Genomic DNA, 14174 nt, shown 5'->3' with positions numbered 1-14174 from the left:
ATCAGGATGACTCAACAAAATCTCTCCGAAAAACTGTTCAAGCCAAAAGTTAAGCAAACTGAAACATCAACATTAGTTTCTTACTCCGCTTATAGCGCCCCTATTGTCAATAGCCATTCGGCATTAAGTGGTGCCCAGCACGCGGGCTGGTATCGTATGATCAATCGCTTGTTGTGGATTTGGCGTGGTATTGACGCTTTAGAAATTGAAGAGGTTTTGAGCCGTATTGCGGTAACAGAAGCCGAACGTAGCGATGAACATTTACTTGATACCATCATTGGTAATCGTCGCGGTAACTGGTGCTTTGAGTGGTCTCATCAAGCCATGCAATGGCAACAAAAAGCCTTGCAGTTTGAAGGAGGAGAAAAAGCCAGTCGGGCATGGTTGCGTGCTGCCAATTTGTACAGTATTGCCGCTTACCCTTTTATAAAAGGCGATGAATTAGCGGATCAAGCGATTCTCTTGGCATGCAAAGCCTATGATAGCGCCGCACAATTTTCGCGTTATAAACTGAAAAAAATCGCGTTTAAGGTCGATGGTAATAAAGAGGTATGTGGCTTTTTACATATCCCTTCAACGGGTCAGGGGCCTTATCCGACAGTCATGGTATGTGGAACGCTGGATAGTTTACAAATCGATTATTGCCGTTTTTTCCGTGACTACCTTGAGCCACTTGGTATTGCCATGTTGACATTAGATATGCCGTCAATTGGCTATTCAATTAAATATAAGCTATCCCAAGAAACCAGTGAACTCCATGAGCAAGTGGTTCGCCAGCTAAACACAATCCCATGGATAGACCATACACGCTTTGGCCTTGTTGGGTTGCGCTTTGGCGCCAATGTCGCTTTAAGGCTTGCCTATATGTGCCCTGATAAAATCAAAGCTGTCGCTGTCTTAGGGCCAGTTGTACACAGTTTATTGCATGAAGAAAAATATCAGCGCGATATTCCACGTATGGAGCTGGATGTTTTCGCCAGTCGTTTAGGAATTTATCATGTTGATGGTGCGGCATTACGGCATGAATTAAGTTGCTATTCATTAAAAAATCAAGGGCTTTTAGGGCGTCGTTGTGGTGTGCCTATGATGTCGGTTTATTGGAAAGGTGATATTTATAGTCCTAAAGCAGAATCCGATTTGATCAGGCGTTCATCAATGGATAGCCATATATTAACCCTGCCAGAGACACCTGTTTTTGAAAACTTCCAAAAGTCACTGAGTGAAACAACAGATTGGTTAAAAAGTAAAATTGTTTAATTTTATTTAATAACTTGATTATTTTTTAACTTTTGTTAAAAAGGGATCTTCTCAAAAAGGAGATCCTTACATGGCGTTACCTACTGATTACTCTAATGGGAAGTATTTAAAGAAGTTTTCTGCTTTAGGACCTTATCTACGAGAAAAGCAATGTTTAGATGGTTGCTATTTTTTCGATAGCCTGACTGTTTGCGTTAATGTCAATTCAGCACCAGAAAGACGCGAGTTTTGGGGCTGGTGGATGCTATTATCGCCAAATGAAGATGGATTTGAGTATTCATACCATTTGGGTTTGTACAATGTTCATGGTACTTGGCAAGATAAGCCACTGAAAGATAATGCAACCCTTGATATCATTGAGCAGAACCTCATATCCTTCCATCAATCCCTTTCCAAACAACTTTCTGAGCTTGAGCTATCTTTGTTTCCTTCCGCAAAAATGGCAGAATTTAAATTGGAATTAAGCGCATAAAATTGTTTTAAGCCAACTTTTGTTGAATTTAGCGTTATGCCTGTTGGCATAACGCGCTCCAACTGATAAAAATGATACCTAATTTGTATTGATTAATTTTAATGGCAGAAAAATGATGAAAAATAGCCAGACACTTGTTGTTAAATTAGGCACTAGTGTATTGACCGGAGGCTCACGGCAATTGAACCAAGCTCATATTGTTGAGTTAGTCAGGCAGTGTGCGCAACAATATCAAAAAGGGCATCGTATTATTATTGTCACGTCTGGCGCTATCGCTGCTGGTCGTGAACACCTTAATTACCCCGAGCTTCCAGCGACAATCGCGTCGAAGCAGCTTCTTGCAGCGGTAGGGCAAAGCCGCCTTATTCAGTTATGGGAACGTCTATTCTCTATTTATGGTATTCATATTGGGCAGATGCTGTTGACACGGGCCGATCTGGAAGACAGAGAGCGCTTTTTGAATGCCCGAGATACATTGCAGGCTCTGCTTGATAATGGCATTGTGCCTGTGATTAATGAGAATGATGCTGTCGCAACCGCTGAAATTAAAGTGGGGGATAATGATAATTTATCAGCCCTTGCCGCTATCCTTGGTGATGCTGACAAATTGCTATTATTGACAGATATTGAAGGGTTATTTGATTCTGACCCTCGTAGTAACCCGAATGCAAAACTGATCCCAGAAGTGTATGGCATCAATGATGAATTGCGTGAAATGGCGGGGGGAAGTGTTACTGGTCTGGGGACGGGGGGGATGGCAACTAAGTTGCAAGCCGCCGATGTTGCAGGAAGAGCAGGAATAGATGTCATTATTGCGGCAGGTAATAAGCCAGATGTGATCAACGCGGTGATTGAAGATATTCCAGTAGGCACGCGGTTTTATGGGCAGAAAAACCCAATGGAAAACCGCAAGCGTTGGATCTTTGGTGCTCCAGCGGCTGGCGATATATATATCGATGATGGCGCTCAACTTGCTATTATGGAAAAAGGAAGCTCCTTACTGCCGAAAGGCATCAAAAAAATTGAAGGTGATTTTTCCCGTGGTGCCGTTGTACGGATACGGAATATGGCAGGTAAAGATCTTGCTCACGGGGTCACTCATTATAATAGTGACGCTTTAAGAATGATTGCGGGCCATCATTCACAGGAAATAGGCCGCATACTGGGCTATGAACATGGCTCTGTAGCTGTCCACCGCGACGATATGATAGTGGGTTAATTATGTTAGAACAAATGGGAAAATCGGCTCGTGAAGCCTCATGGCAACTCGCCCAATTAAGTACAAAACAAAAAAATGCGGCTTTAGAGCAAATTGCTGATCTACTGGAACAAGAAAGTGCAGCGATTCTTGCCGCTAACGAAAAAGACATAGAACAAGCTCGTGCAAATGGGATGTCGCCTGCACTGCAAGATCGTTTATTACTAACGCCAGAGCGCCTAAAAAATATCGCGGATGATGTTAGAAAAGTGTGCCAATTAGCCGATCCTGTCGGGCAAGTGATTGATGGCAATCTGTTGGATAGCGGTTTAAATTTACAACGTCGCCGTGTGCCACTAGGGGTTGTTGGGGTGATCTATGAAGCTCGCCCAAATGTGACCGTTGACGTGGCTGCTTTATGCTTAAAAACAGGTAACGCGGCGATTTTACGTGGTGGTAAAGAAACGCATAATACCAATTTGGCTATCACAGACGTGATCCAAAAAGCATTAAAAAATAGCGGCATATCGGCGAATGCTATTCAAGCGATTAATAACCCTGATCGTGAATTAGTGGCGCAGCTACTCAAATTAGATCGTTATGTTGATATGCTGATCCCAAGAGGTGGAGCAGGGCTACATAAATTGTGTCGTGAGCAATCGACGATCCCTGTGATCACCGGTGGGATTGGTGTTTGTCACACATTTGTTGATGAATCAGTTGATTTTGATAAAGCAATCAACGTGCTGATTAATGCAAAAGTCCAACGTCCAAGCGCTTGTAATTCACTTGAAACCGTATTGGTTCATGAAAAAATTGCGGCGGCGTTTTTACCTCTACTAAGCCAAAAAATGGCTGAACAGCAGGTCACTTTACATGCCAGCAAGCAAGCTATGCCGTACTTGCAAAAAGGGCCTGCAAAAGTGGTCGATGTCACGCCTGAAAACTTAGTGGATGAGTGGTTATCACTCGATCTGAATGTTGAAATTGTCTCGGGAATTGATGCGGCAATCGACCATATTCGAACCTATGGCACCGCACACTCCGATGCTATTTTAACGGAATCTATCCGCCAAGCTGACTACTTTGTCCTACGTGTAGATTCTGCGGCAGTGTATGTCAATGCAAGTACTCGGTTTACCGACGGAGGTCAATTTGGACTAGGCGCTGAAGTTGCTGTGAGTACACAAAAACTGCATTCTCGTGGTCCAATGGGATTAGATGCCTTGACGACATACAAATGGATTGGTTATGGAGACTTCCTTAACCGAGCTTAAAAGTCAAATAATAATAATTAGGCCACACTTAGCGTGTGGCTTTGTTTTTATGATTATTGGTTGTTTTGAGACTAAAAAATCTATAACGCGTAGCGTATGCCTCGTAATGATCATGACAATGGGATGAATCAAAATGTTTTACATAATAGGTCCGAGAGGTTCAGGGAAAACAACAATCGGTAGGCGATTGGCTGATTATAAAGCATGTCAATTCATTGATACCGATAAATTGATTGTTGAACGTGCAGGAACCAGTATTGCGCGGATAGTAGAACAACATGGCTGGGAATACTTTCGTCACTTAGAAAGTGAAGTATTAAAATCGATAGCCGATCCAGATGCCGTGGTATCGACGGGGGGCGGCATTATCCTATCTGAAGAAAACCAACGTGTGATGCGTGATAATGGCACGGTGATCTATTTGAGCGCGAAACCAGAGGTTTTGGCGGCGAGACTAGCAGCAGAGCCGCAAGCTGATCAACGTCCAAGCTTAACAGGCAAATCAATATTAGAAGAAATTGAAGAGGTCATGTCACAAAGGGAGCCTCTTTATCAAGCAACCGCACATTATGTGATTGATGCGGAGCTGCCCGTCGAGACAATTATCACTCAATTAACAAATTTGGCTTAAAAGCATCGTGCTTCAAGGCACTTTAGGAGTAAACTACTTAGCTTAATTCTGGTTTTCAAGACATAATTATCTGTTGGAATGATAAAAGAAGACAAAACATAGGGATTTATTATGCTGGCAAATATGCTCAGGGCAGTACTTAGATTTTTATTTCGTATCCGCGTACTGGGAGACGAAAAAGAGTTATATCAAGACAAATGTCTAATTACACCTAACCATGTTTCATTCATTGATGGGATATTAATTGCGCTGTTTTTACCTATCAAACCTGTGTTTGCAGTTTATTCGACTGTTGCAACACCGAGAATGATCAAACTACTAAAACCTTATGCTGATATTGTTCCTCTTGATCCGGCAAACCCTCTGGGGATCCGCAAACTAGTCAAAGAAGTTGAAAAAGGCCGTCCAATCGTTATTTTCCCTGAAGGGCGTATCAGCGTTCACGGCTCGCTGATGAAAATTTATGACGGTGCGGCATTTGTTGCGGCAAAATCAGGGGCAAAAGTGGTACCTATTCGCATTGAAGGCGCTGAAAGGAGTTATTTTAGCCGCCTAAAAGGTATTATTCCTTTGAAATGGTTTCCTCAAATCACTCTGCATATTTTACCCGCTGAAACTATCCCTATGCCTGAAGCGGCAAAAGCGATTGAACGCCGTCGTTTAGCCGGTATTCATTTATATAGCATTATGAAGTCAGCACGTATGGCTTGCCGTCCTCAAGTCACACTGGTTGAAGAATTTATTCAGAGCGTAAAACGCTTTGGGCGCCGTTCGCCATGTATTGAAGATATTAATTTTAAAGAAGATAACTACCAAACGCTGTTGAAAAAATCGTTAGGCGTTGGGCGAATAATCGAACGTTATACCCATGAAAATGAGCGTATTGGCCTATTATTACCAAATACAACAGTGACGGCGGCCGCTATTTTCGGGGCTTTAATGCGTGGACGAGTTCCTGCCATGCTGAATTATACGGCGGGTAGCCATGGTATTCGTAATGCACTTAAAGCTTCTCAAGCAAAAGTTATCTTTACGTCACGACAATTTCTTGAAAAAGGCAATTTAACCCATATTCCAGAGCAAGTTACTGAAGCAAATTGGATTTACCTTGAAGATTTAAAAGATACCGTAACTTGGCAAGATAAATTATGGATAGTTAAACACCTATTAATGCCAGCTAAGGCCGTGATTCCTCGTAAGGCTGAAGATGAAGCATTAGTACTGTTTACTTCTGGTTCAGAAGGCACGCCAAAAGGGGTTGTGCACAGCCACGCTAGCCTTATGGCAAACGTTGAGCAAATTAAAACCATCGCAGACTTTACGCCTCGTGACCGTTTTATGTCATCGTTGCCACTCTTTCACGCTTTTGGGTTAACGGTTGGGCTATTTATTCCTCTCTTTTCAGGAAGCCGGGTCTTTTTATACCCAAGCCCACTCCATTACCGAGTTATCCCTGAATTAGTGTATGACAAAAATTGCACTGTGTTATTTGGCACATCAACATTTTTGGCTAACTACGCACGTTTTGCTCATCAATATGATTTTGCACGATTACGCTATGTTGTTGCGGGTGCCGAAAAATTATCAGATAGCACCAAGAAGATTTGGTTTGATAAATTCGGCATTCGTATTCTTGAAGGTTATGGTGTGACTGAGTGTGCGCCTATTGTCTCTATCAATGTTCCGATGGCCTCTAAAGAAGGCACGGTAGGGCAAATATTGCCACAAATGGACTCCCGTATTATCCCAATTTCCGGGATTGAAAATGGAGGCAAGTTGCAACTCAAAGGGCCAAATATCATGAAAGGGTATTTGCGTGTTGAAGCGCCCGGCGTTCTTGAAAAACCATCGGCAGAAAACCAGCATGGTGAGCAAGAAGAAGGATGGTATGACACAGGTGATATCGTCGTACTTGATGAACTCAATTACTGCACGATTAAAGGCCGTGTCAAAAGATTTGCGAAGCTTGCTGGTGAAATGGTTTCACTCGAAAGTATTGAACAGATGGTATTCAGTTTGTCGCCAAACGCCCATCATGCTGTGGTTACGAAACCGGATAGCAGTAAAGGCGAGGCATTGGTCCTGTTTACTACAGATAAAGAGCTGGATAGAAGTGCACTTTCATCTGCCGCAAAAAGTAAGGGCTTAACCGAATTAGCTGTGCCGCGGGATATTCGTGTTGTAAAAGAGTTACCAGTGCTGGGAACGGGTAAAACAGATTTCGTTACGCTTAAACAGATGGCGTTAGAGGATTGAAGGTATGCAAGATGTCAATGCGCCACTCATGAGCCGAGGGATGAAAGCGGTTCTGGCTTCGCAGTTTCTTTCCGCTTTTGCTGATAATGCGCTGTTATTTGCCATTTTAGCCCAGTTAAAAGCGGAGTTTTATCCTGAATGGAGCCATCCCGTATTACAGATGGTCTTTGTATTTACCTATATCATCTTAGCGCCATTTGTAGGGCAAGTTGCTGATCGCTTCTCGAAAGGGCGTGTCATGTTAGTTTCAAACTTGTTTAAGTTTATTGGCGCGCTGGGGATCTGCTTGGGTCTTAACCCATTCCTTTGTTATGGGCTTGTTGGGATTGGCGCAGCATCATATTCCCCTGCAAAATACGGTATCTTAGGTGAACTAACCAGTGGCGATAACTTAGTAAAAGCAAACGGCGTTATGGAAGCATCAACAATCGCCGCTATATTAGTTGGCTCAGTTGTTGGCGGTATTTTATCTGATGTTAGCCTAATATTAGCCCTTGCGACCTGTGCTGTGCTTTATGCGTTAGCGGTAATTGCCAATTTTTATATTCCTCGATTAGTTGCCGCTCGCCCTGGTAAAGGCTGGCATTTTAAAAAACTATTTATTGATTTTTGGACAGCCTGCCGCACGCTGTGGGCAAACCAAGAAAGCCGCTTTTCATTGGTCGGAACTAGTATGTTTTGGGGCGCGGGTGTCACTTTACGCTTCTTATTAGTGGCATGGGTTCCTATCGCATTAGGCTTACAAGATAATGCAACGCCAACCTACCTAAATGCCGCGGTTGCCGTCGGTATTGTCGTGGGAGCGGGGCTTGCCGCAAAATTTATTACATTAAAAACCGTATCACGCTGTATTCCCGCAGGGATTGTGATTGGCGTTATGGTGATATTACTTGCTCTGCAAACTAAACTCATGCCTTCTTACGCCATCTTGGCTGTATTAGGGATTTTTGGTGGGCTATTTGTAGTTCCTCTCAATGCGTTACTGCAAGAAAAAGGTAAGGAAACGGTTGGGGCTGGTAACGCGATAGCGGTGCAAAACCTAGGTGAAAATAGCGCCATGCTTATTATGTTAGGGCTATATTCACTGGCAATGAAAGCTGGGTTGTCTGTGATTAGTGTCGGTATTGGCTTTGGCTCGGTATTTGCTATCGCAATTGCTGGGTTGTGGATCTGGGATCGCGCACGCAAAAAATAGGCATGTAAAGGTAAACAATCAAATGAAAAATGAAAGTTATCTCGAAACATTAAGCGTTCAGCTTGGTCAGCTCCTCAAAAAACAAGGTAAAACGATAACCTGTGCGGAGTCATGTACCGGCGGGTGGATTGCAAAAGTATTGACGGATATTGCCGGTAGTTCGGATTACTTTCATAGAGGGTTTGTGACATACAGTAATGAGGCAAAACACCAGATGATCGGTGTGACAGAAGCCTCATTGCAGAAGTATGGCGCAGTGAGTGAGCAAGTCGTTTCGGAGATGGCGCTTGGTGCACTTAAAGAAGCCGCTGCTGATGTGGCGGTTTCCGTCAGCGGTATCGCAGGTCCCGGTGGCGGTAGTGAGGAAAAACCGGTTGGTACTGTTTGGTTTGGATTTGCTCAAAAACACTCTACAGGTACTGTTAATATTACGACTAAGCATTGTGTGTTCCAAGGTGATAGAAATGCAGTTCGTTTACAATCAACCGCTTATGCACTTGAAACACTTTTACAAATGTTAAGTTAAAAATCTTCTTGATACTGTATGATTATACAGTATACTTATCATCAACAAACCGAATTCAATCGTTCTATTTGCAGTGGGAGAGTCCATTGCACCAAAGGGAGTGAACATGGCTATCGATGAAAACAAACAAAAGGCATTAGCTGCAGCGTTAGGTCAAATTGAAAAGCAATTTGGTAAAGGCTCTATCATGCGTCTTGGTGAAGACCGCTCAATGGACGTAGAAACTATTTCAACAGGCTCTTTATCTCTTGATGTGGCTTTAGGTGCAGGTGGTTTGCCATTAGGGCGTATTGTCGAAATTTATGGTCCTGAATCTTCTGGTAAAACAACACTCACGTTGCAAGTTATTGCAGCAGCACAACGTAGCGGAAAAACCTGTGCATTTATCGACGCTGAACATGCACTAGATCCAATCTATGCGAAAAAACTGGGTGTTGATATCGATAACCTTCTATGTTCTCAACCTGATACTGGTGAGCAAGCATTAGAGATTTGTGATGCACTGACGCGTTCAGGCGCTGTTGATGTCATTATCGTTGACTCCGTGGCCGCATTAACACCAAAAGCTGAAATTGAAGGTGAAATCGGTGACTCACACATGGGCTTAGCGGCTCGTATGATGAGCCAAGCGATGCGTAAATTAGCGGGTAACTTAAAGAACTCGAATACACTTTTAATCTTCATTAACCAAATCCGTATGAAGATTGGCGTTATGTTTGGTAACCCTGAAACCACTACAGGTGGTAACGCTCTGAAATTCTACGCTTCTGTTCGTTTAGATATTCGCCGTATCGGTGCTGTCAAAAATGGTGAAGAAATTGTAGGTAGTGAAACACGCGTTAAAGTTGTTAAAAACAAAGTTGCAGCGCCATTTAAACAGGCTGAATTCCAAATCCTTTATGGTGAAGGCATTAACACCTATGGTGAATTGATCGACTTAGGTGTTAAACATAAGTTGATTGAAAAAGCCGGTGCTTGGTATAGCTATAACGGTGATAAAATCGGTCAAGGTAAAGCAAACGCGACAACGTATCTGAAAGAGCATCGGGAAATTGCAGAAGAACTCGATAAAAAATTGCGTGAAATGCTTTTAACGCATACTGGTGAGTTTAGCAGTGCGGCGGCTGACTATATCAGTGAAACTGATGAAGATGAGACACCAGAAGAATTTTAATACGAACTTATTAGTTTGATAAATAAGAAGATTATAAACGCCACTCTAAAATGAGTGGCGTTTTTTTGTTTTCCATTTGAGCTATAATGGGATGAACAATGGTTTTTCTGTGGAAAAATAGCCCATTGAAAGGTATAAACATACTTTCAGAAAATATTCAGACGCTTTACAATGAAAGCCACGAATGGATGTATCTATACTACAAAAAATTCAAGGCGCAGCGAGGCGACAAAAAAATAAGTCGCTAAGAACATGTATCATGTCTGTAACTAGGACGAGTGAACATAGTCAACCATGCTACAACTTGAAGTATGAAGAGTATAAATTTTACTTCTACACAAAGAGACTTTATCTTATCAGTCACTTTTTAATCGGAGAGTTGATTAGAGGTGATGTTACATTCCATCTCAACAATTCGTAATTCAGTTTCCAGCTTGAAATCGGGATAATTATGAGTAAAAGCACCGCTGAGATCCGTCAAGCGTTTCTCGACTTTTTTCATACAAAAGGTCATCAGGTGGTCAGTAGCAGTTCGCTAGTGCCAAACAATGACCCAACATTATTGTTCACTAACGCAGGGATGAACCAGTTCAAAGATGTTTTTCTTGGTCTGGATAAAAGAGCATATTCCCGAGCGACAACAGCACAAAGATGTGTGCGAGCAGGTGGTAAACATAACGATTTAGAAAACGTTGGCTACACAGCCCGCCACCATACTTTCTTTGAAATGCTTGGCAACTTTAGCTTCGGTGATTACTTCAAACATGATGCAATCAACTTTGCTTGGGAGCTATTAACTGGGAAAGAATGGTTCAACTTACCAAAAGAAAAATTGTGGGTGACCGTCTACGAGACCGATGATGAGGCCTATGATATTTGGCACAAAGAAGTCGGTATTCCTGTAGATCGTATTATCCGTATTGGTGATAACAAAGGGGCGCCATACGCATCTGATAACTTCTGGCAGATGGGGGATACAGGTCCTTGTGGTCCATGTACCGAAATTTTCTATGATCATGGTGAGCATATCTGGGGTGGCCCTCCAGGAAGCCCTGAAGAAGATGGTGACCGTTATATCGAAATCTGGAACATCGTTTTCATGCAGTTTAACCGTCAATCCGATGGCACGATGGAACCACTACCTAAGCCGTCAGTGGATACAGGGATGGGGCTTGAACGTATTGCGGCAGTATTGCAGCATGTCAACTCTAACTATGATATCGATATTTTCCAAGAGCTGATCGCAGCAGCCGCTAAAGCGACAGGTTCTAACGACCTTTCAAATAAATCACTTCGTGTCATTGCTGACCATATCCGTTCTTGTGCATTCCTCGTGAGTGATGGTGTTATTCCATCCAACGAAGGTCGTGGTTATGTATTGCGCCGTATTATTCGCCGTGCAGTACGTCATGGTTATATGCTGGGAGCAAAAGACACTTTCTTCTACAAACTAGTGGCGCCACTCATTAACGTTATGGGGTCCGCAGCGGATGAACTGGCTCGTCAGCAATCTACTGTTGAAAAAGTACTTAAAACTGAAGAAGAACAGTTCGCTCGTACCTTAGAGCGCGGCCTACAGCTACTTGATGAAGAACTAGCAGCCCTTAAAGGGGATACCTTAGATGGTGAAACGGTATTCCGTTTATATGATACATACGGTTTCCCGATGGATTTAACCGCTGATGTGTGTCGTGAACGTAATATTAAGGTTGACGAAGAAGGCTTTGAGCGCGCAATGGAAGACCAGCGTCGTCGTGCTAGAGAATCAAGTGGCTTTGGTACTGACTATAATTCACTGATTAAGGTCGAAAAGCACAGCGAATTTTCTGGTTATGCCTATAATGAACAATTAGCAACAATAACTGCCATCTATAAAAATGGCCAGCCAGTCGATTCCCTGAACGCAGGTGAAGAAGGTTTGGTGATCCTTGATAAAACGGCGTTTTACGCAGAATCAGGTGGTCAAGTCGGTGATACAGGTTTGTTGCGTAATGATAGCGGTAGCTTTATCGTGACGGATACCCAAAAATATGGTCAAGCGATTGGTCATATTGGTAAGGTAGAATCAGGCTCTTTGGTGATTAATCATCGTATTGATGCCAAAATCGATGTGGAAAGACGTGATGCAATCCGTCTGAATCACTCAGCGACTCACTTGTTACATGCCGCTTTACGTCAAGTGCTAGGTGAGCATGTGTCACAAAAAGGCTCTTTAGTTAATGATAAATACTTGCGCTTTGACTTCTCACATTTTGAGGCTATGACAGCCGCTCAGTTGCGCGAAGTTGAAGATATCGTTAACGCACAAATTCGTAAGAATACACCAATTGAAACGGAACTTATGGATTTAGAGAGTGCAAAAGCGAAAGGTGCGATGGCACTATTCGGTGAGAAATACGAAGAGCGCGTACGTGTTCTGAGTATGGGCGGTGATTTCTCTATCGAACTTTGTGGTGGTACGCATGCAAGCCGTACTGGTGATATTGGTTTGTTCCGTATCCTCAGTGAGTCTGGTACAGCGGCAGGTGTGCGTCGTATTGAAGCGACAACAGGTGAGAGCGCATTGGAAAGTGTTCATAGCCAGTCAGAGCAACTTAATGCGATAGCTCATCTTCTCAAAGGCGATATGAGTAGCTTAGTTGAAAAAGTTAAGTCTGCATTGGAAAAATCTCGTCAGCTAGAAAAAGAGATTTTGCAATTAAAAGATCAACAAGCATCGCAAGAAAGTGCTTCACTAAGTAGCAAAGCAAAAGATATCAAAGGCGTTAAATTACTTGTTAGTCAATTAAATAATACTGAACCTAAGCTTTTGAGAACCATGGTTGATGATCTCAAAAATCAGTTGAAATCAGCGATTATCGTGCTTTCAACAACAAGTGGTGATAAAGTCAGTATAATTGTTGGTGTAACTAATGATTTGACTGCTAAAATAAAGGCGGGTGATTTGATATCCTATGTTGCTCAACAAGTCGGTGGTAAAGGCGGTGGGCGCCCAGACATGGCTCAGGCTGGTGGTACGGATGTGAGTGCGTTACCAACAGCTATGGCAAGTGTAGAAGATTGGGTGTCTTCACGGCTCTAGCTACTGGGGAAGTTACCTCATACACCGTGAGGTAACTTTCGCTGTTGCAACATTGTTAAAGTGTTGTAAGTGGTGTTATATTTTGTATGTATATAATTAAAAATGATTGCCTTGATGGCATCAATGCTTTAGGTGTATATCATTGCTTTACGTTTTCACGGTGTGTGATGGACAATAGCGGGGGAAACCTAGAGACCCGACTCTTTTAATATTTCAAGGAGCAAAGAATGCTTATTCTGACTCGTCGAGTTGGTGAAACACTCATGATAGGCGATGAGGTAACAGTTACGGTACTGGGAGTAAAAGGCAATCAAGTTCGTATTGGTGTCAATGCCCCAAAGGAAGTTTCTGTTCACCGTGAAGAAATTTATCAACGGATCCAGGCTGAAAAGACTCAACCAGACAATCAATAATAATGAATAAGCGTCCATATCTTGACCCACACAGCAAAGATGGACGCTTGTCTTTTATCTATATCCCTTCCTATATTTAATTTTTTCTCGCTTCCCTGTGGCTAATTGGCCTTTTATTCTATGGCCCTTACCACTTCTCTTGCACTGCATATGATGATTAACATGTTTTGCTAGCATATTTTCACGATAGAATTTCACAATGAGTCGTTTTTTTACGACCTTAAAAATTGTGAAATTACCCCGTGATGAATATGATTTTCGATGCTAAACTAATCATCTTGCTTGTGAAATGTGCAAACGATCATTGAAAAGTAAAAAGTTTGGAAAAATTGTTTGACTTCTAAAGCGAGGAAAGTAATATGTGCGCCACACAGAGACGAGATGTCAAAAACAAATCGCCTGTGACTAAAAACGGTGAGGTGGCCGAGAGGCTGAAGGCGCTCCCCTGCTAAGGGAGTATGCGGTCAAAAGCTGCATCGAGGGTTCGAATCCCTCCCTCACCGCCATTTTAGAAGCTGCATCCGTAGCTCAGCTGGATAGAGTACTCGGCTACGAACCGAGCGGTCGGAGGTTCGAATCCTCCCGGATGCACCATATTTAACCCTATAAGTAAAGCTGGTGGGGTTGCGTTTTGGTTTTTAAGAACTGAAACAACAGTAGTCATTGAGAAGTGTAGAGTTTGATATTGTAATG

11 protein-coding genes and 2 tRNA genes are annotated in these 14174 nt (G+C 42.7%); all 13 read left to right on the top strand.

All coding sequences use genetic code 11. The annotated features are described in order from the left end of the window. Nucleotides 1-6 precede the first annotated feature (6 nt). The 13 genes from frsA to PSE69_RS15795 all read left to right on the top strand — a co-directional run bounded on the left by frsA (nt 7) and on the right by PSE69_RS15795 (nt 14075). Nucleotides 7-1257 (top strand): esterase FrsA, encoded by a 1251-nt coding sequence (frsA, locus tag PSE69_RS15855; RefSeq protein WP_121875001.1) that lies wholly within the window; start codon nt 7-9, stop codon nt 1255-1257. Nucleotides 1258-1327: 70 nt separating this feature from the next. After that, entirely contained in the window at nt 1328-1729 is a 402-nt protein-coding gene (gene crl, locus PSE69_RS15850; RefSeq protein WP_004923183.1) for a sigma factor-binding protein Crl, read from the top strand. Nucleotides 1730-1844: 115 nt separating this feature from the next. Then, nucleotides 1845-2948, top strand: coding sequence for a glutamate 5-kinase (proB, locus tag PSE69_RS15845; protein WP_014656662.1), 1104 nt, complete (start codon nt 1845-1847; stop codon nt 2946-2948). Between the two features lie 2 nt (nt 2949-2950). Beyond that, on the top strand, nt 2951-4204 hold the full coding sequence (gene proA / locus PSE69_RS15840) for a glutamate-5-semialdehyde dehydrogenase (RefSeq protein WP_004923180.1): 1254 nt from the start codon (nt 2951-2953) through the stop codon (nt 4202-4204). Between the two features lie 133 nt (nt 4205-4337). Continuing rightward, a complete protein-coding gene (gene aroL / locus PSE69_RS15835; protein ID WP_004923298.1) occupies nt 4338-4835 on the top strand; it encodes a shikimate kinase AroL in 498 nt (165 codons plus the stop codon). 111 nt (nt 4836-4946) lie between these two features. Further along, nucleotides 4947-7091, top strand: coding sequence for a bifunctional acyl-ACP--phospholipid O-acyltransferase/long-chain-fatty-acid--ACP ligase (gene aas, locus PSE69_RS15830; RefSeq protein ID WP_036941520.1), 2145 nt, complete (start codon nt 4947-4949; stop codon nt 7089-7091). A 4-nt stretch (nt 7092-7095) separates the two neighbouring features. Beyond that, entirely contained in the window at nt 7096-8286 is a 1191-nt protein-coding gene (gene lplT / locus PSE69_RS15825) for a lysophospholipid transporter LplT (protein ID WP_004923175.1), read from the top strand. 22 nt (nt 8287-8308) lie between these two features. After that, nucleotides 8309-8812, top strand: coding sequence for a nicotinamide-nucleotide amidase (gene pncC, locus PSE69_RS15820; protein ID WP_036941514.1), 504 nt, complete (start codon nt 8309-8311; stop codon nt 8810-8812). A 106-nt stretch (nt 8813-8918) separates the two neighbouring features. Continuing rightward, on the top strand, nt 8919-9986 hold the full coding sequence (gene recA, locus PSE69_RS15815; protein ID WP_014656658.1) for a recombinase RecA: 1068 nt from the start codon (nt 8919-8921) through the stop codon (nt 9984-9986). 451 nt (nt 9987-10437) lie between these two features. Then, the gene (gene alaS, locus PSE69_RS15810) at nt 10438-13068 is read left to right on the top strand and encodes an alanine--tRNA ligase (protein WP_014656657.1); all 2631 of its coding nucleotides are present in this window, start codon (nt 10438-10440) and stop codon (nt 13066-13068) included. 227 nt (nt 13069-13295) lie between these two features. Continuing rightward, nucleotides 13296-13481: a carbon storage regulator CsrA gene (gene csrA / locus PSE69_RS15805; protein ID WP_004264815.1), complete on the top strand. Its 186-nt coding sequence runs from the start codon at nt 13296-13298 to the stop codon at nt 13479-13481. 413 nt (nt 13482-13894) lie between these two features. Beyond that, nucleotides 13895-13987, top strand: a tRNA-Ser gene (locus PSE69_RS15800). Between the two features lie 11 nt (nt 13988-13998). Continuing rightward, nucleotides 13999-14075, top strand: a tRNA-Arg gene (locus PSE69_RS15795). Nucleotides 14076-14174 lie beyond the last annotated feature (99 nt).

The organism is Providencia sp. PROV122 (genome assembly GCF_028482365.1).
Classification (GTDB): Bacteria; Pseudomonadota; Gammaproteobacteria; order Enterobacterales; family Enterobacteriaceae; genus Providencia; species Providencia stuartii.
This window is presented reverse-complemented; position numbering and strand designations above follow the sequence as displayed.

Bases quoted from the DNA above. Each gene is read 5' to 3' on its own strand.
- frsA (WP_121875001.1), top strand. From the start codon at position 7: ATGACTCAACAAAATCTCTCCGAAAAACTGTTCAAGCCAAAAGTTAAG.
- crl (WP_004923183.1), top strand. From the start codon at position 1,328: ATGGCGTTACCTACTGATTACTCTAATGGGAAGTATTTAAAGAAGTTT.
- proB (WP_014656662.1), top strand. From the start codon at position 1,845: ATGAAAAATAGCCAGACACTTGTTGTTAAATTAGGCACTAGTGTATTG.
- proA (WP_004923180.1), top strand. From the start codon at position 2,951: ATGTTAGAACAAATGGGAAAATCGGCTCGTGAAGCCTCATGGCAACTC.
- aroL (WP_004923298.1), top strand. From the start codon at position 4,338: ATGTTTTACATAATAGGTCCGAGAGGTTCAGGGAAAACAACAATCGGT.
- aas (WP_036941520.1), top strand. From the start codon at position 4,947: ATGCTGGCAAATATGCTCAGGGCAGTACTTAGATTTTTATTTCGTATC.
- lplT (WP_004923175.1), top strand. From the start codon at position 7,096: ATGCAAGATGTCAATGCGCCACTCATGAGCCGAGGGATGAAAGCGGTT.
- pncC (WP_036941514.1), top strand. From the start codon at position 8,309: ATGAAAAATGAAAGTTATCTCGAAACATTAAGCGTTCAGCTTGGTCAG.
- recA (WP_014656658.1), top strand. From the start codon at position 8,919: ATGGCTATCGATGAAAACAAACAAAAGGCATTAGCTGCAGCGTTAGGT.
- alaS (WP_014656657.1), top strand. From the start codon at position 10,438: ATGAGTAAAAGCACCGCTGAGATCCGTCAAGCGTTTCTCGACTTTTTT.
- csrA (WP_004264815.1), top strand. From the start codon at position 13,296: ATGCTTATTCTGACTCGTCGAGTTGGTGAAACACTCATGATAGGCGAT.